This window comes from Roseateles sp. P4_D2 (assembly GCF_056401875.1).
The window spans coordinates 231362-253527 of sequence record NZ_JBFUIM010000003.1; the positions used below are offsets into that span (position 1 = coordinate 231362).

Genomic DNA, 22166 nt, shown 5'->3' on the forward strand with positions numbered 1-22166 from the left:
GTCTGCCCGTCCTACACACTGCGCGCCATCTCAACGCTGCTAGCCGGACGGTGCAAATGGAAAAAGTTTCTTTCTGGGAAGTTCTCGCAGAACTGCTCGGCTTCCCGATTACGGGTAATTGATCCCGATCCTCTGAGCAGATCTTAGGAAAAGCGACACCTCCATCGCTTTCGTTCGGCGCCCCCCGAACGTCTTGCGCCCGCGACTGCCCTTGTTCAGGGCCCTCGCGGGCTTTTTTGTTCTGGGCCTCAGGCCTTTGCGCCGCCTTTGAACAACGCCATGGCGGTGCCGATCAAACCAGCGACTTCCGTCATATTGCCCGGCACGATCATCGTGTTGTTCTTCTGAGCGAGCTGGGCATAGGCGTCGACAGCCTTCTCGGCGACCTTCAGCTGCACAGCCTGATCACCGCCCGGCTGCTGGATGGCCGCTGCGATCTTGCGGATGGCGTCCGAAGTCGCGTCCGCCACAGCGGTGATCGCTGCGGCCTGGCCCTGTGCCTGGTTGATCTCGGCCTGCTTCTCACCCTCCGAGCGTGCAATGGCCGCCTCACGTTCGCCGGTCGCGATATTGATCTGCTCCTGGCGCCGGCCTTCTGACGCCGCAATCAGCGCGCGTTTCTCGCGCTCCGCCGTGATCTGAGCCTGCATGGAATGCAGGATGGCTGGCGGCGGCGTCAGGTCCTTGATCTCGTAGCGCAGCACTTTGACGCCCCAGTTCAAGGCCGCCTCGTCCAGGGCCTCGACGACGGACGTGTTGATGACGGCGCGCTCCTCGAAGGTGCGGTCCAGCTCCATGCGGCCGATGACTGAGCGCAGCGTCGTTTGCGCCAATTGCGTGATGGCGACAACATAGTTGCTCGCGCCGTAGCTCGCCCGCATGGGGTCGGTGACCTGGAAGTAGAGGATGCCGTCAACCGTCAACTGGGTGTTGTCCTTGGTGATGCAGACCTGGCTGGGCACATCGAGCGCGATCTCCTTCAGTGAGTGCTTGTAGGCCAGCCGGTCGACGAAGGGCACGAGGAAGTTGAGCCCCGGTGTGAGCGTCCCGTGGTATTTGCCCAGGCGCTCCACCACCCAGGCGTTCTGCTGCGGGACGACCTTGATGGAGCGCGCCACGAAGATGGCCGCGATGACGAGGATGACGAGTGCGATTTGGAACCCCATGAGGCCTCCCGGTGTTGTTGGTTTGCAGGCTCAGCGATCGAGGAGCAGACAACTGCCTTCGACCGCGCGAATCACATGCCGGCCACTTTGGGCCGGCGGACTGCCGATAAAGCGTGCCTGCCAGGCAGCGCCGCGGTATTGCACCTTGGCCCGGCCGTCGGTTGACCAGGTCTCGACCTGGACGGATTGACCGATGTCGAGGTTGACATCTGGGTTGCTTGCAGCGGGAGCGGCTGCGGGCATGCGGCTGCGCCGCAGGTGCCAGCCCACGACCGCTGCGCCGCCCGTGACGGCGGCGGTCAGCACTTGTGCGGTCAAGCTCGCGCCGAGATGAGCCGCCAGCGCACCGGCGATGGCGCCCACGGCCAGCATCAGCAGATAGAAGGTGCCGCTGGCCAATTCGGCCGCGACGAGCGCTCCTGCAGCGATCCACCAGACGGTGGCCCAGTTCCATTCCATCTTGTCTCCCCAGGTAAGTGTTGTCGGGTCAGTTTATAGACTGCGCTGACGCGAGTGGGACATGCTGCGGCCCTACACTTCGCCGCTTCGTTTTTTGATGCCCGCCCGCTGGAGGCCGCCGATGATCCGTTTTCACTTTCCCATCGTCATCATCGATGAGGATTACCGCTCCGAGAACACCTCGGGCCTGGGCATCCGCGCGTTGGCCGAGGCCATCCAGAAGGAGGGCATGGAAGTCCTGGGCGTGACGAGCTACGGCGATCTGTCGCAGTTCGCCCAGCAGCAAAGCCGCGCCTCGGCATTCATCCTGTCCATTGACGACGAGGAATTCACCGCGGGGCCCGAGATGGACCCTGTCGTGCTGAATCTGCGCAAGTTCATCCAGGAGATCCGCAACCGCAACCCGGACATCCCCATCTACGTCTATGGCGAGACGCGCACCAGCCAGCATCTGCCTAACGACGTGTTGCGCGAACTGCATGGCTTCATCCACATGTTCGAGGACACGCCGGAGTTCGTAGCCCGCCACATCATCCGTGAGGCCAAGAGCTATCTCGATGGCCTGGCACCGCCGTTCTTCAAGGCGCTGATGGACTACGCCCAGGACGGCTCCTACTCCTGGCATTGCCCAGGCCACTCGGGCGGCGTCGCCTTCCTGAAGAGCCCGGTGGGGCAGATGTTTCACCAGTTCTTCGGCGAGAACATGCTGCGCGCTGACGTGTGCAACGCCGTTGAAGAGCTCGGCCAACTGCTGGATCACACCGGTCCGGTCGCGGCCAGCGAGAAGAACGCGGCGCGCATCTTCAACGCCGATCACTGCTTCTTCGTCACCAACGGTACGTCCACGTCCAACAAGATGGTCTGGCACCACACGGTGGCGCCCGGCGACGTCGTCGTCATCGACCGCAACTGCCACAAGAGCAATCTGCACGCCATCATCATGTGTGGCGCCATCCCCGTCTTCCTGACGCCGACGCGCAACCACTACGGCATCATCGGGCCCATTCCCGAGAGCGAGTTCAGTCCGGAGACCATCCGCGCCAAGATCGCCGCCAACCCGCTGCTGGCGCACATCGACGCTGCCACGGTCAAGCCCTCCATCGTCACGCTGACGCAGAGCACCTATGACGGCGTGCTCTACAACACCGAAACCATCAAGAAGAAGCTCGACGGCTACATCCCGACGCTGCACTTCGATGAGGCCTGGCTGCCGCATGCGGCCTTTCACGATTTCTACGGGCAGTTCCACGCGATGGGCAAGAACCGTCCGCGCCCGAAGGAAGCCATGGTCTACGCGACGCAATCCACGCACAAGCTGCTGGCTGGCATCTCGCAGGCCTCGCAGGTGCTCGTGCAGGATTCGCAAAGCGTCAAGCTGGACAAGCATCTCTTCAACGAGGCCTACCTGATGCATACGTCGACCTCGCCGCAATACTCGATCATCGCGAGCTGCGACGTGGCTGCGGCGATGATGGAGCCGCCCGGCGGTACGGCGCTCGTGGAGGAAAGCATCCGCGAGTCGCTGGACTTCCGCCGTGCCATGCGCAAGGTCGAGTCGGACTATGGCGACGACTGGTGGTTCAAGGTCTGGGGGCCGGACTTCCTGCGCGCGCAGGATGACCAGGGCAGCGAGCCCGTGTCGGCGGACTGGATGCTGCACGCCGACGAGGACTGGCATGGCTTCGGCGCGCTCGCCGAGGGCTTCAACATGCTGGACCCGATCAAGTCCACCATCATCACGCCCGGGCTGGACATGGAAGGGCGCTTTGCCACCACGGGCATCCCGGCCTCGGTCGTCACCAAGTTCCTCGTCGAGCATGGTGTCGTCGTCGAGAAGACGGGGCTGTATTCCTTCTTCATCATGTTCACCATCGGCATCACCAAGGGCCGCTGGAACACGCTGTTGACTGCGTTGCAGCAGTTCAAGGACGACTACGACAAGAACGCGCCGCTGTGGCGCATCCTGCCGGAGTTCTGCGCGAAGTTCCCGAAGTACGAGCGCATGGGCCTGCGCGACCTCTGCCAGTCCATTCACAGGGCCTATGCCGAAGGCGACATTGCACGCCTGACGACGGACATGTATCTGTCCAATCTGCAGCCGCTGATGACGCCGACGGAAGCCTATGCCCATATCGCACAGCGCAAGACCGAACGCGTCGGCATCGACGACCTGGAGGGGCGCATCACGACCTCGCTGCTGACGCCCTATCCGCCCGGCATCCCGCTGCTGATTCCTGGCGAGGGCTTCAACAAGAAGATCGTCGATTACCTGAAGTTCACGCGCAGCTTCAATGCGAAGTTTCCGGGCTTCGCGACCGACGTCCACGGCCTTGTCCATGAAGTGGACGAAGAGACCGGTCGCGGCCGGTATTACGTGGACTGCGTGAAGGCCTGATCAGGCCGCTGCGCCCATCCGCCGGCGCGGTTTCTCGTGGTACGCCAGGTCGCGACGCACGCCATGCCGCGACCTCACTTGATCACTCGCCGCCGGCGAGTGCGACATGGCTGAAGCCGCCATCGACATACATGATCTCGGCGCTGACGCCGGCGGCCAGGTCGGACAGCAGGAAGGCAGCGGCGTTGCCGACGTCCTCGATGGTCACGTTGCGCCGGATCGGCGCCGAGGCGGCGAACTGGCTCAGCAACTTGCCGAAGTCCTTGATGCCGGAGGCTGCCAGCGTCTTGATTGGGCCGGCAGAGATGCCGTTGACTCGCACGCCCTTGGCGCCGAGGTCGTGGGCCAGGTAGCGCACGCTGGCCTCCAGCGCCGCCTTGGCCATGCCCATGGTGTTGTAGTTGGGCACGTAGCGCTCGGCGCCCAGGTAGCTCAGTGTGAGCAGGGCGGCGCCGGGGCGCAGGCGCGGGGCGGCCAGCTTGGCCATGGCGGGGAAGCTGTAGGCCGAAATGTCGTGGGCGATGCGGAAGTTCTCGCGCGTCATGCCGTCCAGGAAATTGCCGGCAATCGCCTCGCGAGGCGCAAAGCCGATGGAATGGACGAAACCGTCGAACTCCGGCCAGACCTCGCCGAGCTGGTTGAACAACGCCTCCATCTGCTCGTCGCTGGTCACGTCACAGTCGTAAATGAGTTTGGAGCCGAATTCGGCAGCGAACTCGCTGATGCGGTCCTTGAAACGTTCGCCCTGATAGCTGAACGCCAACTCGGCACCTTCGCGGTGGCAGGCCCGGGCAATGCCGTAGGCGATGGAGCGGTTGGACAGCACGCCCGTGATCAGCAGCCGCTTGCCGGCGAGAAAGCCCATTCTTGTCTCCTGTGAGGTCTCAAACAGCCTCAGATTCTGGCACGCGCAGGGCGTAGCGGCTTGCCGGCATGGGACTTGCACAGTACAATCCGAGCTTCACCAGAAATGAGAGAACTCTGCAAAGAGTCTTTCAACGAGCCCCGGACGACATCCCCCGGGGCGCGATATCAGGTGAACGAGTGGGCGGATTCATCCAGCCCATTTTTTTTGCTTTTTCGATTTTCTTTCGACCGAAGACCGCACACCCCGAATGAGTTGGCAAACCGCTGTGGAAACGACCGTGACCGGACTCGGTTACGAACTCGTGGACTGCGAACGCAGTGCCAGTGGTGGAACGCTGCGCGTGACGATTGACAGGCTGAACGCTGGGGCGGATGCCGGCGAGCTGATCGATGTGGATGACTGCGAAAAGGTCACCCGACAGCTGCAGTATGTGCTCGAGGTCGAGGGTTTGGAATATTCCCGGCTCGAAGTGTCTTCACCGGGTCTGGATCGGCCGTTAAAAAAGGCCGCGCATTACGCGCGCTTTGTCGGCCAGGAAATCGATATCACGCTCAAAGCGCCTTTCCAGGGCCGCAAGAAGTACCGCGGCGTGGTCAGCGCGCAGCCGGATGCGGCGGACGACCAAGCCTGGCGCCTGGTGTTCGACGACGGCGAGGCCGATCAGGCGCTTGATTTCACGCTCGACGAGGTGCGCGAGGCACGCCTCGTGCCGTCGTTCAGCTTCAAGGGTCGTGGCGGCGAACCGGCGCCTGACCGCAAGCCCGGCCAGCGTGGTGTCATCAAGCCGAAAAAAGCAGCACTCAAGAAACAAGCGGGCGCGCCCAGTGATGCGGCGCCCGGCCAAGACAAGGTTGACGGAGGTCTCAAGCAATGAACCGCGAAATGTTGATGCTGGTGGACGCGATCTCGCGCGAGAAGAGCGTGGAGCGCGATGTCGTGTTCGGTGCGGTGGAAGCCGCGCTGGCCTCGGCCACCAAGAAGATTTACGGCGCTGAGGCCGACATCCGCGTCAGTGTGGATCGCGAATCGGGTGAGTACGAGACCTTCCGCCGCTGGCATGTCGTGCCCAACGAGGCCGGTCTGCAGAACGCCGACGCCGAAATCCTGCTGTTTGAAGCCCAGGAACAGATCTCCGACATCGAGGTGGACGACCACATCGAAGAACCCGTCGAGTCCCTGCCCATCGGCCGCATCGGCGCACAGGCCGCCAAGCAGGTCATCCTGCAGAAGATCCGTGACGCCGAGCGCGAGCAGCTGCTCAACGACTTCATGTCGCGCGGCGAGAAGATCTTCGTCGGCACGGTCAAGCGCCTGGACAAGGGCGACATCATTGTCGAAAGCGGTCGCGTCGAAGGGCGCCTGAAGCGCAGCGAAATGATCTCGAAAGAGAACCTGCGCACCGGTGACCGCGTGCGCGCCGTCATCCTCGGTGTGGACCCGACCCAGCGCGGCCCGCAAATCATGCTTTCGCGCTCCAGCCCTGAGTTCATGAAGGAACTCTTCGCCCAGGAAGTGCCGGAAATCGAACAAGGCCTGCTGGAGATCAAGAGCTGCGCCCGCGACAGCGGTTCGCGCGCCAAGATCGCCGTCATCAGCCATGACCGCCGTGTCGACCCCATCGGCACCTGCGTCGGTGTGCGCGGTTCGCGCGTCAACGGCGTGACGACCGAACTTGCTGGCGAGCGCGTCGACATCGTGCTGTGGAGCGAAGACCCGGCCCAGTTCGTCATCGGCGCGCTGGCCCCGGCCAATGTGCAATCCATCGTCGTGGATGAAGAGCGCCATGCCATGGATGTCGTCGTTGACGAGGAAAACCTCGCCATCGCCATCGGCCGTGGCGGCCAGAACGTGCGCCTGGCGTCCGAGCTGACCGGCTGGCGCATCAACATCATGTCGGCCGAGGAATCGGCTGCCAAGCACGAGGTCGAGGCCGAGAGCGTTCGCAAGCTCTTCGTCGAGAAGCTCGACGTCGACGCCGAAGTCGCCGACATCCTGATCGCCGAAGGCTTCACCAGCCTGGAAGAAGTCGCCTACGTGCCGATGCAGGAAATGCTCGAGATCGAGGCCTTTGACGAGGACACCGTCAACGAGCTGCGCACCCGTGCCAAGGATGCCCTGCTGACGATGGAAATCGCCCGCGAAGAGAAGGTCGAAGAGGTCTCGCAGGACTTGCGCGATCTCGAAGGCGTGACCCCTGAACTGTTGAGCAAGCTGGCTGAAGGCGGCATCAACACCCGTGACGATCTGGCCGACCTGGCTGTCGACGAACTGGTCGAGCTGACCAGCCAAGACGAGGCCGCTGCGCGCGCGCTGATCATGAAGGCCCGCGAACACTGGTTCAACGCCTGATCAACACACGCCGCGCCGCACCGAAAGTAATTTGAAGGATCCCCACATGGCCGTGACTACCGTCGCCCAATTCGCCGCCGAGCTGAGCAAGCCGGCGGGCACGCTGCTGGAGCAGCTGCATGCCGCGGGCGTCAAGAAGTCTTCCGTCGACGACTCGCTGAGCGAGAACGACAAGGAACGCCTGCTCGACCACCTGCGCTCTTCCCACGGCACTGCCGGTGCGGATCGCAAGAAGATCACGCTCGTCAAGAAGTCGACCACCGAGATCAAGCAAGCCGATGCCAGTGGCAAGGCCCGCACGATCCAGGTCCAGGTCAAGAAGACCCGCACCTTCGTCAAGCGTGACGACGAGGTCGCTGCCGGCCCCGACGACGCCGAACTGGTGCGCCGCGAGGAAGAAGCCCAGGCCCAAGCCACCGCGCTGCGTGCCCAGGAAGAGGAACTCGCCGCCAAGGTGAAGGCTCGCGAGGACGCCGAGCGCGCCGCGCGTGAAGCTGCCGAGGCGCGCCGCGCCGAGGAGCAGGCTGCCGCCGAAGCCGCCGCCAAGGCCGCTGCCGAAGCTGCCGCTGCAGCTGCCGCCGCCAAGCCGGAGGTCACGCCCGTCGAGCAGGCCGAGGCCCGCCAGCGCAATGCCGCTGCTGCCGCCGCCGAAGCTGCCGCGATCAACAAGGCCGCCTCCAAGCGCGGTGCCAAGGCCGCCGCGCCTGCGCCCGAGCCTGAAGTCGTTGCGCCGCCGCCGCCCGCACCTGCGCCTGAAGTCGTCGCCCCGCCACCGCCCGCGCCCGAAGTGGCCAAGCCGGCGCTGCGCGTCGTCAAGGCCGTCGATGCCGCTGCCGAAGAGAAGCAGAAGCAGGACGACCTGGCCCGCCGCCGCAAGGCCGCCGAGGACGAGGCCGCCAAGATCCGCGCGATGATGAATGCACCCAAAAAGGTGCTGGTCGCGAAGAAGCCCGAAGAGCCCAAGCCGGCCGAAGCCGCCGCGGGCATCAAGGGCACCATCCACAAGAAGGCCGGCACGCCGGGCGCAGCACCTGCTGCAGCCGGCGCAGGCGCCGGCAAGCCGGGCGACAAGAAGTCGGTCAAGTCCGAGAAGCTGTCATCCAGCTGGGCCGATGACGCCGCCAAGAAGCGTGGCCTCAAGACCATCGGCGCCGGCCCCGCCGGCGCGAACCGCCCGGGTGGCGGCGGCAACTGGCGTGCTCCGGCGCGCGGAGGTGCCGGTGGCCGTCGTGGCGGCAATGACCGTGGTGGCAATGGCCAAGGCAACTTCCAGGCACCTGCAGAGATGCAGATCCAAGAGGTGCACGTCCCCGAGACGATCTCGGTGGCCGACCTCGCCCACAAGATGTCGGTCAAGGCCGCCGAGGTCATCAAGCAATTGATGAAGCTGGGCCAGATGGTCACCATCAACCAGCAGCTGGACCAAGAGACGGCCATGATCCTGGTCGAGGAAATGGGTCACAAGGCCTTCCCCGCCAAGCTGGACGATCCGGACGCCTTCCTGGAAGAAGAGGGCACCGCCGAGCAGGAGCACGAGTCGCTGTCGCGCGCCCCGGTCGTCACCGTCATGGGCCACGTCGACCACGGCAAGACCTCGCTGCTGGACTACATCCGCCGTGCCCGCGTCGCCGCAGGCGAGGCTGGTGGCATCACGCAGCACATCGGCGCTTATCACGTCGATACGCCGCGCGGCATGATCACCTTCCTGGACACCCCGGGTCACGCGGCCTTCACGGCGATGCGTGCCCGCGGTGCCAAGGCAACCGACATCGTCATCCTCGTTTGCGCGGCCGACGACGGCGTCATGCCCCAGACCAAGGAAGCCATCCACCACGCGAAGGCGGCTGGCGTGCCGATCGTGGTCGCGATGACCAAGATCGACAAGCCCGACGCCAACGTCGAGCGCGTGAAGAGCGAGCTCGTGGCCGAACAGGTCGTGCCGGAAGAATTCGGTGGCGAGTCGCCCTTCATCGGCGTGTCGTCCAAGACCGGCCAGGGCATTGACGACCTGCTGGAGCAAGTGCTGCTGCAGGCCGAAGTGCTGGAACTGAAGGCGCCGGTGGCCTCGATGGCCAAGGGCCTGGTCATCGAAGCCAAGCTGGACAAGGGCCGCGGCCCGGTTGCGACGGTGCTGGTGCAGAGCGGCACGCTCAAGCGCGGCGACGTCGTGCTGGCGGGCTCCACGTTCGGCCGCGTTCGCGCCATGCTGGACGAAGACGGCAAGGCCTGTACCGAGGCTGGCCCGTCCATCCCGGTCGAAATCCAGGGCCTGACCGAAGTGCCGCAAGCTGGCGATGAGTTCATGGTGCTGGGCGACGAACGCCGCGCCCGCGAGGTCGCGACCTTCCGTTCGGGCAAGTACCGCGACGTGAAACTGGCCAAGCAGCAGGCTGCCAAGCTGGAGAACATGTTCAGCGAGATGGGCGCCGGCGACGTGCAGACGCTGCCGCTGATCATCAAGAGCGACGTGCAGGGCTCGCAGGAAGCGCTGGCCGCTTCGCTGCTCAAGCTCAGCAACGCCGAGGTCAAGGTGCAGATCGTCCACGCGGCGGTCGGCGGCATCAGCGAGAGCGACATCAACCTCGCCATCGCCTCCAAGGCCGTCATCATCGGCTTCAACGTGCGGGCCGATGCCGGTGCGCGCAAGCTGGCCGAAGGCAACGCGGTCGATCTGCGTTACTACAGCATCATTTACGACGCTGTGGATGACGTGACCAAGGCGATGTCCGGCATGCTGGCGCCCGAGCAGCGCGAAGAAGCGCTGGGTACCGCCGAGATCCGCGTCGTGTTCGTCGCTTCCAAGATCGGCACGGTGGCCGGCTCCATGGTTACCAGCGGTTTGGTTCGCCGTGGCGCTCGCTTCCGACTGCTGCGCGAGAACACCGTCGTCTACACGGGCGAGGTGGACTCGGTGCGTCGCGAGAAGGACGACGTCCGCGAAGTCAAGGAAGGCTTCGAGTGCGGTATCAAGCTCAAGAACTACAGCGACATCAAGGAAGGTGATCAGCTCGAATTCTTCGAGATCAAGGAAGTGGCCCGCACGCTCTGACCTCCAATCCCGAGGGTTAACCCCGCCCCTCGGGGCGGGGTTTGTTCTTTGTTGGCTGTCCGCGCGTGAACCGCGCAAACAGCCTGATCAGGAAACCTGCCATGAGACACAAACGCGCCATCCCCAACCGAGCTTTCCGAGTCGCCGACCAGATCCAGCGTGATCTGGCGGAGCTGATCCGCGAGCTCAAGGATCCGCGCATCGGCATGGCGACGATCAATGCGATCGAGGTCACGCCCGACTACGCCCATGCCAAGGTGTTCTTCTCGGTACTGGTCGGTGACCCGAAGGAAACGCAGGAAGCGCTGAACGAGGCCGCGGGTTTCCTGCGCAACGGCCTGTTCAAGCGCCTGCAGATCCACACGGTGCCGACGCTGCACTTTCAGTTCGACCGCACCATCGAGCGTGCCGCCGAGATGAGTGCGCTGATCAACAGGGCCAACGCGACACGCGCAATAGAAGACGAGGAGCCGAATGACTGAGGCTGTCGTCACTGCGAGGCCTGCTCGGGTACGCATCCAGCGTCGCCCGCTGCATGGCGTGTTGTTGCTCGACAAGCCGCTGGGCTTGTCGAGCAACGACGCGTTGCAGAAAGCCAAGTGGCTGCTGCGCGCCGAGAAGGCCGGCCACACCGGCACGCTGGATCCCCTGGCGACGGGCTTGTTGCCGCTGTGCTTTGGCGCGGCCACCAAGTTCAGCCAGGTCAGCCTGGATGCCGACAAGCGCTATCTCGCAACCCTGGCGCTGGGCATCCGCACGACCACCGGCGACGCCGAAGGCGAGGTGCTGGAGCGCCGTGACGCCGACGGCATCACGCAAGCGCAGATCGCTGCCGCCTGTGCCGCCTTCACCGGCGAGATCGACCAGATGCCGCCGATGTACTCGGCGCTCAAGCACGAGGGCAAGGCGCTGTACGAATACGCCCGCGCCGGCATCGAGATCGAGCGCAAGAGCCGTCGCGTGACGATTCATGCCATCGACATCGTCAGCGTGCAGGCTGGTACCGTGACCCTCGATGTCCGTTGCACCAAAGGCACCTACATCCGCACGCTGGCCGAGGACATTGGCACTGCACTCGGTTGTGGCGCTTCACTTGCCGCACTGCGCCGCACGGGCTCCGGCAGCCTGACGCTGGACGGCAGCATCACGCTCAGCGGCCTGGAAGCCCTGCCCGAAGAACAACGCGCCGCGCTGCTGACCTCACCCGACCGCCTGCTGGCCGAAGCCCCCGAGCTTCGTCTGCCTGCCGACGAGGCCGCACGCTTCCTGTCTGGGCTGCGCCGTCGCGTGACGGCCGCCGACGCCGAGCGCGTGCGCGTCTACGGCCCCGAACCCCGCGCCTTCCTCGGCAGCGCCCACATCTCCTCTGGCGAACTGATCGCCGACCGCCTGTTGACCCCGCCGGAGGTCCAGGCTCTGCTTTCCGCCTGACCCGGTTTTCTTCCAAGCATCACCATGACCACCCCGATCCGCAACATTGCCATCATTGCCCACGTCGACCACGGCAAAACCACCATGGTCGACCAGCTCCTGCGCCAGAGCGGTACCTTCGCCGACCACGAAAAGGTCGTCGACACCGTCATGGACAGCAACGCCATCGAACGCGAGCGTGGCATCACCATCCTGGCCAAGAACTGCGCGGTGTCGTGGGGCGGCACGCACATCAACATCGTCGACACGCCCGGACACGCGGACTTCGGCGGCGAAGTCGAGCGCGCCCTGTCCATGGTCGATGGCGTGGTGCTGCTGATCGATGCCCAGGAAGGCCCGATGCCGCAGACGCGCTTCGTGACCAAGAAGGCGCTGGCGCTGGGTCTCAAGCCCATCGTCGTGGTCAACAAGGTCGACAAGCCGGGCGCCAAGCCCGACGCCGTCATCAATGCCGCTTTCGACCTGTTCGACAAGCTGGGCGCCACCGACGAGCAGCTCGACTTCCCGGTCGTCTACGCCTCCGGCATCAACGGCTGGACCTCGCTGACCGAAGGCGCGCCTGGCGAGCAGTGGGGCCCCGACATGTCGGCCCTGTTCGACACGGTGCTGAAGCACGTGCCCGCCCAGTCGGGTGATCCCGCTGCACCCCTGCAACTGCAGATCTCGGCGCTGGACTTCTCCACCTTCGTCGGCCGCATCGGCGTGGGCCGCATCAGCCAGGGCACCATCAAGACCGGCATGCAGGTCGTCGTGATGGAAGGTCCGGACGGCAAGGCCGTCAACGGCCGCATCAACCAGGTGTTGACCTTCCACGGCCTGGATCGCGTGCAGGTCACCGACGCCGGCCCGGGCAACATCGTGCTGATCAACGGCATCGAGGACATCGGCATCGGCGTGACCGTGACCGACCCGGCCAACCCGTCGCCGCTGCCCATGCTGAAGGTCGACGAGCCGACGCTGACGATGAACTTCTGCGTCAACACCAGCCCGCTGGCCGGCCGCGAAGGCAAGTTCGTCACCAGCCGCCAGATCTGGGACCGCCTGCAGAAGGAACTGCAGCACAACGTGGCTCTGCGCGTGAAGGAGACCGACGAAGACGGCATCTTCGAGGTCTGCGGCCGCGGTGAACTGCACCTGACCATCCTGCTGGAAAACATGCGCCGTGAAGGCTATGAGCTGGCCGTCTCCAAGCCGCGCGTGATGTTCAAGGACGTCGACGGCGAAAAGCAGGAGCCGATGGAGCTGGTGACCGCCGACGTGGAAGAAATCCACCAGGGCGGCGTCATGCAGGCGCTGGGCCTGCGCAAGGGCGAAATGCTCAACATGGAGCCGGACGGCCATGGCCGCGTGCGCCTGGAGTACCGCATCCCGGCCCGTGGCCTGATCGGCTTCAGCAACGAGTTCATGAACCTGACCCGCGGCTCGGGCCTGATCTCGTCGATCTTCGACGGCTACGAGGCCCACAAGGGTGACATCGGCGGCCGCAAGAACGGCGTACTGATCTCCATGGACGACGGCGAAATCTTCACCTACGCCCTGGGCAAGCTGGACGATCGCGGCCGCATGTTCGTCAAGCCCAACGACCCGGTCTACGAAGGCATGATCGTTGGCATCCACAACCGCGACAACGACCTGGTCGTCAACGCGACCCGCACCAAGCAGCTGACCAACTTCCGCGTCTCCGGCAAGGAAGATGCGATCAAGGTCACGCCGCCGATCGAGCTGACGCTGGAGTACGGCGTCGACTTCATCGACGACGACGAACTGGTCGAGATCACGCCCAAGAGCGTGCGGGTTCGCAAACGCTTCTTGTCCGAGAACGAGCGAAAGCGTGCTCAGCGGAGCTGACACGCTTTCGCTGGTGCGGCGCCTTGAGCTCCCCCCAGCCCCCCTCCAGGAGGGGGTTCTAGTCAGTTGATTGCCCGCGCCCCGAAAGGGGCGCTCTTCGTTGATGAGCCACCGGTCTGCTGTTTTGCTGATGCTGCTGGTCACGCTGATGTGGAGTTCGGCGGGCGTGGTCACGCGGCATCTAGATGCGGCGCGGGGCTTCGAGATCACGTTCTGGCGCAGTGCGTTCAATGCGCTGGCGCTGGTGCTCATCCTTGGCGTGATGCGGGGCAGGGCGCTGTTCGGCAGCCTGAAGGGCCGCGCGGTCTGGGCCTCAGGCCTGTGCTGGGCTGTCATGTTCACGGCCTTCATGGTCGCGCTGTCGCTGACGACGGTGGCCAATGTGCTGGTCACGATGTCGCTGTCACCGCTGTTCACGGCGATATTTGCGCGGCTCTTTTTGCATCAGCCGATTCCGGCCCGCACCTGGTGGGCCATTGCCGTGGCTGGCGCGGGCATCGCGTGGATGTTTGGCGGCCAGCTTGGCGGGCCGCTACTGGGTGTCTTCGTCGCGTTGGGCGTGCCGCTGGCCGCTGCATCGAACTGGTGCCTGTTGCAGAAGGTGGGGCAGGGCGGTGACATGCTCCCTGCCGTCCTCATTGGCGCCTTCATCTCCATGGCCGCCACACTGCCGCTGGCCTGGCCGTTGCAGGCCAGTGCGCACGACCTGTCCCTGCTGGGTTTTCTGGGCGTCTTCCAGCTTGCCGTTCCCTGTCTGCTGGCCGTGCGCCTGGCGCGCGAGCTGCCGGGCCACGAACTGGCCCTGCTCGGCCAGGCGGAAACCCTGCTCGGCGTGCTTTGGGCCTGGGCTTTTGCGGGCGAACACCCAGGCAGCGCGGCCCTGATCGGCGGTAGCCTCGTGCTTGCGGCGCTGATCGCCAACGAAGCGCTGGCGCCTCCTACTGTCAAACCCGCCTCCTTGAATAACGCATGAGTGACCTGATCCCGACCCTGGTGTCTGACGGCCATATCCTGGCCGACGTCAACGGCTGTCTCGGCCTCATCACGCTGAACCGCCCGCAAGCGCTGAATGCGCTGTCGCTGGCCATGATCCGCGACATGACGGCGCTGCTGCGCCACTGGGCGTCTCGACCGGAGATCCAGGCCGTCGCAGTGCTCGGCGCGGGCCGCGAAGGCAAGGCGCCGGCCTTCTGCGCGGGCGGCGACATCCGCTTCTTCCACCAGGCCGCTCATGCCGGTGACCCGGCGCTGGAAGACTTCTTCACTGAGGAATACCGCCTCAACCACCTGATCCACCACTACCCCAAGCCCTATATCGCGCTGATGGATGGCATCGTCATGGGCGGCGGCATGGGTATCAGCCAGGGCGCCAAGCTGCGCGTGCTGTCCGAGCGCTCCAAGCTGGCGATGCCCGAGACCGGCATCGGCCTCTTTCCCGATGTCGGTGGTGGCTACTTCCTCGCCCAATGCCCCGGCCACGTCGGCGAATGGTTGGCACTGACCGGCCAGGCCATTGCGGCCGGCGACGCCATCGAATGGGGCCTGGGCGACGTCTATGTGCCGGCGGCGCAATGGGCCGACCTTGTCGAAGCGCTGAGGGCCAGCCCCCAGCCCAGCGCCGAGCACGTCATCGCGACCGTCATGGAGTGTGCCGATCTCGCCCCCACCGCCGACCCCAAGGCCGCCGCCGAACGCATCGACCGCCATTTTGGCGAGCCGACACTGGCCGGCATCCTGGCATCCCTGGCCGCGGCCGATGACGACTGGGCGCACCAGACCCGCGAGACGCTGTTGACCCGCTCGCCAACCATGATGGCGGTGACGCTGGAGCTTGTGCGCCGCGGCCGCAAGCTCGGCCTGGCCGACGATCTGCGCCTGGAGCGTGATCTGGTGCACCACGCCTTCCATTTGCGCGGCGCGGCCCGCAGCGAGACCGTCGAAGGCATTCGCGCGCTGGCGGTCGACAAGGATCACGCACCGCGCTGGAGCCCAGCCTCGGTCGCCGATCTGGACGCGGGTGAGGTGGCCGCCTTCTTCGTCAGTCCCTGGCCTGCGAACGAGCATCCGTTGCGCGACCTGAGCTGAAGCTGTCGCCCCCTGGATCGGGGGTTGGCCTGGCGCGGGCATCTCCACACACTCGCGAAAATTTTTCACGTTCGACGGAGACAACAATGCGCAAAGTGCTCATGACGGCCTTGCTGGCCACCGGCCTGTTCGGCCAGGCTGCCCAAGCCTCGCCGGTGCTGTGGGATTCCGCCTCCGGCGGCAATGACCACTACTACGAGTTCTTCGACGCCAACGTCAGCTGGGACGATGCCTTCACGGCGGCCCAGAGCGCGAGCTATCTGGGCATGACCGGCTACCTGGCCACCATCACCAGCGCCGGCGAAAACCGCTTCGCTTCCGTCACCGTGGCCGGTGGCATCCTGGCATGGCTGGGCGCTTCGGACGCCGGCAATGAAGGCACTTTCACCTGGCGTGATGGTCCCGAGAACGGCCAGGCCTTGACCTACACCAGCTGGAATCCGGGCGAGCCGAACAACTGCTGCGGTGGCGAGAACTACCTGCAGACCAACTTCGGCGCCGTCATGGGCTGGAACGACCACGGCGGCCCGGGCAATGCTGGCCAGATCAACGGCTATCTGGTCGAGTTCAGCGCCGCCCCCGGCACCGTGCCCGAGCCGGCCAGCCTGGCCCTGGTGATGGCGGCCGCCCTGGCGGGCGTTGGCGTGTCCCGCCGCCGCAACCGCTAAGCCCTCACGGTTCAGCATTTCTCAACGCCCGCGTCAGCCCGACGCGGGCGTTGCCATTTGCGGGCCGGGATAATCCGCTGCGTGACTGCTTTTTCTCCCTGGCGCCTGTCCGTCGCGCCGATGATGGACTGGACCGATCGCCATTGCCGCCATTTCCATCGGCTCATCACCCGCCGCGCGCTGCTCTACACCGAGATGGTGACGACTGGCGCCTTGCTGCATGGCGACCAACCCCGTCATCTCGACTTCAACGACACCGAGCACCCGGTCGCGCTGCAGCTGGGTGGCAGCGATCCCGCCGACTTGGCCGCCTGCGCCAGGCTTGCCGAGCGCTGGGGCTACGACGAGGTCAACCTGAACTGCGGCTGCCCCAGCGAGCGAGTGCAGAAGGGCGCCTTCGGGGCCTGCCTGATGGCCGAACCCCAGTTGGTGGCCGACTGCGTCAAGGCCATGCGCGATGCCACCTCGCTGCCGGTCACCGTCAAGCACCGCATCGGCATCGACAAGATTGAGAGCTACGACTTCGTCCGCGACTTCGTCGCCACGGTCGCCGAGGCCGGCTGCGAAGTCTTCATCGTGCATGCCCGCAATGCCTGGCTGCAGGGCCTTTCACCGAAGGAAAACCGCGAGATCCCACCGCTGCGCTACGAGCTGGTGGAGCAGCTCAAGCGCGAATTCCCGCAGCTGACCATCGCCATCAACGGCGGCCTGAAGACGCCGGACCAGATCGCCGAGCAGCTGGCCGTGCTGGACGGCGTCATGATCGGCCGCGAGGCGTATCACGAGCCCTGGAGCATGGCGCAGTGGGACTCGCGCTTTTTCGGCCAACGTGACCCGGCGGCGTCGCGCGAGCAGGTCGAAGACGCCTGGCTGGATTACCTGGATCGCGTGCATGCCGCTGGCCGCTCCTGGTCCCATGCGATGCGCCACGCGCTCGGCCTGTGGAACGGCACGCCCGGCGCACGCCGCTGGCGCCAGGTCTGGAGCGACCATCGCCTGAAGACCCTGCCGCCGCGTGAGGTGGCCGAGCGCGCCAACGCGGCGCGTGTGCAAGGCGCCTCGGTCGCGGCATGACGACCGGCCGCGGCGCGGCCCTCGGCGAGCATGTGAGCATGCATCCCTCCATGACCCGAACCGCCGCCCTGGCGCTGTGCCTCGCCGTGGCGGGCAGTGCCCATGCCGCACCCTGCAAAGAACAGCCGGGCGCTGCCGCCCGCCGGCAAGCCGTCGAGCAGGGCCTGCTGCCTGCGGTGGTGTTCGACGGCGAAGAGCAGCCGCGGACGCTGGCCGCCCGCATGGCCGAGCACGGCGTGCCCGGCCTGGCCGTGGCGGTGCTGCGCGGCGGCGAGGTGGACTGGGTGGCCGTGTACGGCCGCCGTGCGATGCAGGCGCCGGCTGTCAGTTGCGACACGCTGTTCCAGGCCGGCTCGCTGGCCAAGCCCGTCACGGTGCTTGCCGCGCTGCGCCTGCAGGACGCCGGCCGGCTGGACTGGGACCGCGACGTCAACGGCCTGCTCACGTCGCTGCGCCTGCCTGCGGGCCGGCAGGCGCCCGATTACCCCGTCACGTTGCGTGGGCTGCTCGCGCACACCGCGGGCATCACGCCGGGGGGCTACCCCGGCTACGCCCAGGCCGGCCCCGTGCCGACAGTGTTGGAGGTGGCGACCGCGGCACCGGGCACGAACACGCCGCGGCCCGAGGTCGTGCTGCCGCCCGGCGAGCAGCTGCGCTATTCCGGCGGCGGCTACACGCTGGCCCAGATCGCTCTGCAGGATAGCCAGAAGCTGGCCTTCGAGCCGCTGATGCAGCGCTGGCTGTTCCAGCCGCTCGGCCTGCGCCATGCCACGTTCGCACTGCAGCGCCAAAGCGCCGGTGGCGATGTGGCGGCCGGCCACCAGGGCGACGCCGCGCCGGTACCGGGCGGCTGGCTGCACCTGCCCGAAAGCGCCGCGGCCGGCCTTTGGTCCGACGCGGGCGACCTCGCCACGCTGCTGACGGAACTGCGCAAGGGCTGGCAGGGCCGCAGCCAGGTGTTCCGCCAACCCGGCGTGCGCACGCTGCTTGGCACGCCTGTCGAGGGGCATCTCTACGGCTTCCGGCTTATCGGCGAAGGGGAACAGCAGGTCCTCGTCCACTACGGCGGCACGACGGGCTACAACGCCGGCATGGCCATCAACCTGCACACGGGTGATGGTGTCGTCTACCTGGCTAACGCCGATGCGGGCCGGGCGCTGAGCGCTGAACTGCTGGCGGCCGTGTCACGCGCCTATGGCTGGACGCAGTTCCGCGAGACGCGCGTGCGCCGGGCTGCCGTGGACGAGGCGGCTCTGCAAGGCCTCGCTGGGCGCTACCTGTTCGCCGCCATGGGGGTGCGCGTGCAGGTTGAACAGGCCAAGGCGCAACTGACCCTGGTGTTTCCCAACGGTGACCGCCTTGCGCTGACGCCCATCGCCGCCGATGGCGTGCCGCTGCAGTTCATCCATCCCACCGGCGTGCGCGTTGGCTTCCAGCGCGGTGAGGCCGGCGCGGTGACGATGCAGCTCTATGGCGACCAGGGCGTGCGCGAGAACTCGCCATGACGAAACTGCGGCGCGCGTGGGCCGCCGTGCTGTGCCTGGCCGCCGCGGCGGCGGTGACGGCGCAGCCGCTCGCGCTCGGCGTCGTCCTGGTGCCCGGTGGTTTCGAGGCTGGCCGCCAGCCCGACGGCAACAGCCTGCTGCTGCAGGGCGATCAGGGCTGGCTGCTGATCGACAGCGGCCGCCACCGCGCTCATGCCGAAGCGGCGCTCGCGGCGGCGGGCGGGCAGGTGAGGGCGGTGCTGAACACGCATTGGCACCTCGACCACCTCGGCGGCAACGCCTGGTTGCGTTCGCAAAGGCCTGGGCTTGAAGCCTGGGCGTCGCCCGCGGTAGCGAAGGCGCTGGCGGCCGATGGCTGGCTGGACCGCTACCGCCGCCAGCTGATGGAGGCCATTCCCACGGCACCGCCCGATCAGGCGGCCGTCATGCGCGTTGACCTCGAACTGCTGAACCAGGCTGCGGCCCTGCGCCCCGATCGTGAGATTGGGACAGCCTCGGCCCGGACCATCGCCGGCCGCCGCCTGCAGATCGGCATCGAAACCGCCGTCAGCGGTGGCGACTTGTGGGTGTTGGACGCGGCCACCGGCACACTGGCCGCTGGCGACCTTGTCACGCTGCCGGTGCCCTTCATGGACACCGCCTGCCCACCCGCCTGGCGCGAGGCGCTGGCACGCCTCTCCGCCCAGCCTTTCCAGCGCCTGGTACCTGGCCATGGTCCGGTCATGAGCCGCGCCGATTTCGAGCGCTGGCGTGGCGGCTTCGAGGCCCTGCTGGACTGCGCCGACCAGGGCCTGCATCCCGGAGCCTGCGCCGCCGTCTGGCGCTCGCGTGTGGACAGCTGGCTGGACGATGCCGGCCGAACCCGCGTCAATGGCATGCTTGGCTACTATTTCAAGACCCTGCTGCAAGCACCGACCGAACAACGTGAGCGATTTTGTCGACGACCCTGACATCGGCCCGGTGCTGCCGGCCGGCGAGCCGCTTTGGGCTCACAGCTTCGACACGGCACTGGGCCGCTGCGGCGTTGTCTGGAGCGAGCGGGGCATCGTCGCCTCGCTATTGCCTGAAGCCAGCCCGGCGCGACTGAAGCGCCGACATCCCACCGCCGAACTGACGACGGAGCTGCCCGCCCACATCGCCCATGCCGTCGATGGCATTCGCGCGCTGCTGGCCGGCGAGGTGCGAGACCTGAGCGAAATCACCTTGGACGAGCGCGGCATCCCCGAGTTCCGCCGCCAGGTGCATGCGCTGACCCGCGCCATCCCGCCCGGGCAGACCCGCACCTACGGCGAGATCGCCACGGCCCTCGGCCAGCCCGGTGCGGCGCGCGCGGTCGGCCGCGCCGAGGGCGACAACCCGTTTCCACCCATCGTGCCGTGCCACCGCGTGATGGGTGCGGGCGGTGAGCCCACGGGCTTCTCGGCGCCGGGCGGCGTCGAGACCAAGCGGCGCATGCTGCTCATCGAGGCCCGCGCCGTGGGTCAGCTCGCGGGCGATCAGCAGAAGTTGTTCTGACCGCGACAATCGCGCATGTCCTTTTCTTCCCTGGGCCTGTCGCCCGCCCTGCTGCGCGCCGTGCGCGAACAGGGCTATCACGCGCCGACCGCCGTGCAGTCGGCTGCGTTGCCTCCCATTCTGGCCGGCGCCGACGTGCTCGCGCTGGCGCAGACCGGCTCCGGCAAGACCGCTGCCTTTGTGCTGCCGCTGCTGCAACGCCTGGTCGCCGCGCCGCCTCGCCCAGGCCCGCGTGCGTTGGTGCTGGCGCCGACGCGTGAGCTGGCCGCCCAGACGGCCGAGCTGATGCGCAACGTCGCCGCGCTGCTGATGCACCGGCCCAAGGTGGCGCTGGCCTTTGGCGGCGTGTCCATCAACCCTCAGCTGATGGCGCTGCGCGGCGGCTGCGACGTGATGGTGGCCACGCCGGGCCGCCTGCTGGACTTGATCGACCACAACGGCCTGACGCTGGCCGGCGTGGAATGCCTGGTGCTGGACGAAGCCGACCGGCTGCTCAACGCCGGCTTTGCCGACGAGTTGCAGCGCGTGCTGGCGCTGGTGCCCGCACGGCGCCAGACCCTGCTGTTCTCCGCCACCTGCCCGCCGGCCGTGCAGGGGCTGGCCGAGCAGTTGCTGCGCGAGCCCGTGCGCATCGACATCCAGGAGGCGCCGCCGCAGATCACGCAGCGTGCCATCCAGCTCGACCGCGCCCAGCGCCTGCCCGCACTGCGGCAACTGCTCAAGGAAGAGGCCTGGGATCGCGCGCTGGTCTTCGTCGCCAGCCGCTACACGGCCGAGCTCGTATCGGACAAGCTTTTCGCCCATGGCTTCAAGGCCGGCGCCTTGCATGGCGAGCTGAGCCAGGGTGCGCGCAGCGACGTGCTGGCGGCGCTGAAGAACGGCAGCGTCAAGGTGCTTGTCGCGACCGACGTCGCCGCCCGCGGCCTGCACGTCGATGCGCTGGACGCGGTCGTCAACTACGAGCTGCCGCGCTCGGCCGCCGACTACACCCACCGCATCGGTCGCACCGGCCGCGCCGGCGCCACCGGCGTGGCAGTCAGCTTCATCTGCGCAGACAGCGCCGAGAACGCCGAGAGCCACTTCCGCCTCATCGAGAAGCGCCAGGGCCAGCGCGTGCCACGCGAGCGGCTGGAGGGCTTCGAGCCCGAGGCAGTCGCCACCGAAGCCCAGGCCATCGGCGGCATCAAGAGCACGACGCGCAAGAGCAAGAAGGACAAGCTGCGCGAGGCCGCGGCGCGTGGGGAATGAGCGATGGGCATTGAGATCGAACGCAAATTCCTCGTCACCGGCGACGGCTGGCGCCAGCCGGCCGCGGCGCAGACCCGCTTCAGCCAGGGCTATCTGAGCCGTGACCCGGCGCGCACGGTGCGCGTGCGCATCGCCGGTGAACAGGCCTTCCTGACCATCAAGGGTGCGACCCAGGGGGCCACGCGGGCCGAGTTTGAATATGAGATTCCGCTCACTGACGCCCGACAGCTGCTGGCGCTGTGCGATGGCCCGCTCGTCGAGAAGATCCGCCACCTGTGCCCGCATGAGGGCATGACCTGGGAGGTTGACGAATTCCTGGGAGCCAACGCCGGCCTCGTGGTCGCGGAAATCGAGCTGGCGGCCGAGGGCCAGGTCTTTGCCCGGCCGGACTGGCTGGGTGCCGAAGTGACCGGCGATGGCCGTTACGTCAATGCCAACCTGGCGGTGAACCCGTTCACGCGCTGGCCGGCCGGCCGGGCCGCGGACTCGTAACACGGCGAGTTCGA

18 protein-coding genes and 1 pseudogene are annotated in these 22166 nt (G+C 66.6%); 16 read left to right on the forward strand and 3 right to left on the reverse strand.

Annotated features, from left to right (window positions below; translation table 11 throughout):
• Window positions 1-248 precede the first annotated feature (248 nt).
• Window positions 249-1166, reverse strand: a complete 918-nt coding sequence (locus AC1DW0_RS06835) for an SPFH domain-containing protein (protein WP_056196690.1) — start codon at window positions 1164-1166, stop codon at window positions 249-251.
• Window positions 1167-1196: 30 nt separating this feature from the next.
• Window positions 1197-1625 (reverse strand): NfeD family protein, encoded by a 429-nt coding sequence (locus tag AC1DW0_RS06840; protein WP_056196692.1) that lies wholly within the window; start codon window positions 1623-1625, stop codon window positions 1197-1199.
• A 121-nt stretch (window positions 1626-1746) separates the two neighbouring features.
• Between AC1DW0_RS06840 and AC1DW0_RS06845 the strand changes: the two genes are divergently transcribed.
• Window positions 1747-4020: an arginine/lysine/ornithine decarboxylase gene (locus AC1DW0_RS06845; RefSeq protein WP_056196695.1), complete on the forward strand. Its 2274-nt coding sequence runs from the start codon at window positions 1747-1749 to the stop codon at window positions 4018-4020.
• An 82-nt stretch (window positions 4021-4102) separates the two neighbouring features.
• Here the strand turns inward: AC1DW0_RS06845 and fabI are convergent, their stop codons facing one another.
• A complete protein-coding gene (fabI, locus tag AC1DW0_RS06850) occupies window positions 4103-4885 on the reverse strand; it encodes an enoyl-ACP reductase FabI (protein ID WP_056196698.1) in 783 nt (260 codons plus the stop codon).
• A gap of 250 nt (window positions 4886-5135) precedes the next feature.
• Between fabI and rimP the strand changes: the two are divergent.
• The 15 genes and pseudogenes from rimP to AC1DW0_RS06925 all read left to right on the forward strand — a co-directional run.
• Window positions 5136-5642, forward strand: a pseudogene (gene rimP, locus AC1DW0_RS06855) (ribosome maturation factor RimP); the annotation flags it as partial.
• 116 nt (window positions 5643-5758) lie between these two features.
• On the forward strand, window positions 5759-7237 hold the full coding sequence (gene nusA, locus AC1DW0_RS06860) for a transcription termination factor NusA (protein WP_457355792.1): 1479 nt from the start codon (window positions 5759-5761) through the stop codon (window positions 7235-7237).
• Between the two features lie 46 nt (window positions 7238-7283).
• Window positions 7284-10286, forward strand: coding sequence for a translation initiation factor IF-2 (gene infB / locus AC1DW0_RS06865; RefSeq protein WP_056196705.1), 3003 nt, complete (start codon window positions 7284-7286; stop codon window positions 10284-10286).
• 101 nt (window positions 10287-10387) lie between these two features.
• Window positions 10388-10768, forward strand: coding sequence for a 30S ribosome-binding factor RbfA (gene rbfA, locus AC1DW0_RS06870; RefSeq protein ID WP_457390026.1), 381 nt, complete (start codon window positions 10388-10390; stop codon window positions 10766-10768).
• A complete protein-coding gene (truB, locus tag AC1DW0_RS06875; RefSeq protein ID WP_056196710.1) occupies window positions 10761-11717 on the forward strand; it encodes a tRNA pseudouridine(55) synthase TruB in 957 nt (318 codons plus the stop codon). The genes rbfA and truB overlap by 8 nt, the downstream gene beginning before the upstream one ends.
• A gap of 24 nt (window positions 11718-11741) precedes the next feature.
• The gene (gene typA, locus AC1DW0_RS06880; protein WP_056196714.1) at window positions 11742-13565 is read left to right on the forward strand and encodes a translational GTPase TypA; all 1824 of its coding nucleotides are present in this window, start codon (window positions 11742-11744) and stop codon (window positions 13563-13565) included.
• Window positions 13566-13668: 103 nt separating this feature from the next.
• Complete coding sequence (locus AC1DW0_RS06885; protein ID WP_477945225.1) at window positions 13669-14538, forward strand: DMT family transporter; 870 nt, start codon at window positions 13669-13671, stop codon at window positions 14536-14538.
• Window positions 14535-15650 (forward strand): enoyl-CoA hydratase/isomerase family protein, encoded by a 1116-nt coding sequence (locus tag AC1DW0_RS06890; protein WP_457355797.1) that lies wholly within the window; start codon window positions 14535-14537, stop codon window positions 15648-15650. The genes AC1DW0_RS06885 and AC1DW0_RS06890 overlap by 4 nt, the downstream gene beginning before the upstream one ends.
• A gap of 86 nt (window positions 15651-15736) precedes the next feature.
• Window positions 15737-16318 carry a lectin-like protein gene (locus tag AC1DW0_RS06895; protein ID WP_457325510.1) on the forward strand — a complete coding sequence of 194 codons (582 nt, stop codon included), beginning with the start codon at window positions 15737-15739 and terminating at the stop codon, window positions 16316-16318.
• Between the two features lie 120 nt (window positions 16319-16438).
• Window positions 16439-17392: a tRNA dihydrouridine(20/20a) synthase DusA gene (dusA, locus tag AC1DW0_RS06900; protein WP_477945339.1), complete on the forward strand. Its 954-nt coding sequence runs from the start codon at window positions 16439-16441 to the stop codon at window positions 17390-17392.
• 50 nt (window positions 17393-17442) lie between these two features.
• Window positions 17443-18897 (forward strand): serine hydrolase domain-containing protein, encoded by a 1455-nt coding sequence (locus tag AC1DW0_RS06905; protein ID WP_477945226.1) that lies wholly within the window; start codon window positions 17443-17445, stop codon window positions 18895-18897.
• Entirely contained in the window at window positions 18894-19847 is a 954-nt protein-coding gene (locus tag AC1DW0_RS06910; RefSeq protein ID WP_477945227.1) for an MBL fold metallo-hydrolase, read from the forward strand. Before AC1DW0_RS06905 ends, AC1DW0_RS06910 begins: the two co-directional genes overlap by 4 nt.
• Window positions 19822-20412 carry a methylated-DNA--[protein]-cysteine S-methyltransferase gene (locus AC1DW0_RS06915; RefSeq protein WP_457325336.1) on the forward strand — a complete coding sequence of 197 codons (591 nt, stop codon included), beginning with the start codon at window positions 19822-19824 and terminating at the stop codon, window positions 20410-20412. The genes AC1DW0_RS06910 and AC1DW0_RS06915 overlap by 26 nt, the downstream gene beginning before the upstream one ends.
• Before the next feature lie 15 nt (window positions 20413-20427).
• Window positions 20428-21660, forward strand: a complete 1233-nt coding sequence (locus AC1DW0_RS06920) for a DEAD/DEAH box helicase (RefSeq protein WP_457355805.1) — start codon at window positions 20428-20430, stop codon at window positions 21658-21660.
• Window positions 21661-21663: 3 nt separating this feature from the next.
• Window positions 21664-22152 (forward strand): CYTH domain-containing protein, encoded by a 489-nt coding sequence (locus AC1DW0_RS06925; protein ID WP_477945228.1) that lies wholly within the window; start codon window positions 21664-21666, stop codon window positions 22150-22152.
• Window positions 22153-22166 lie beyond the last annotated feature (14 nt).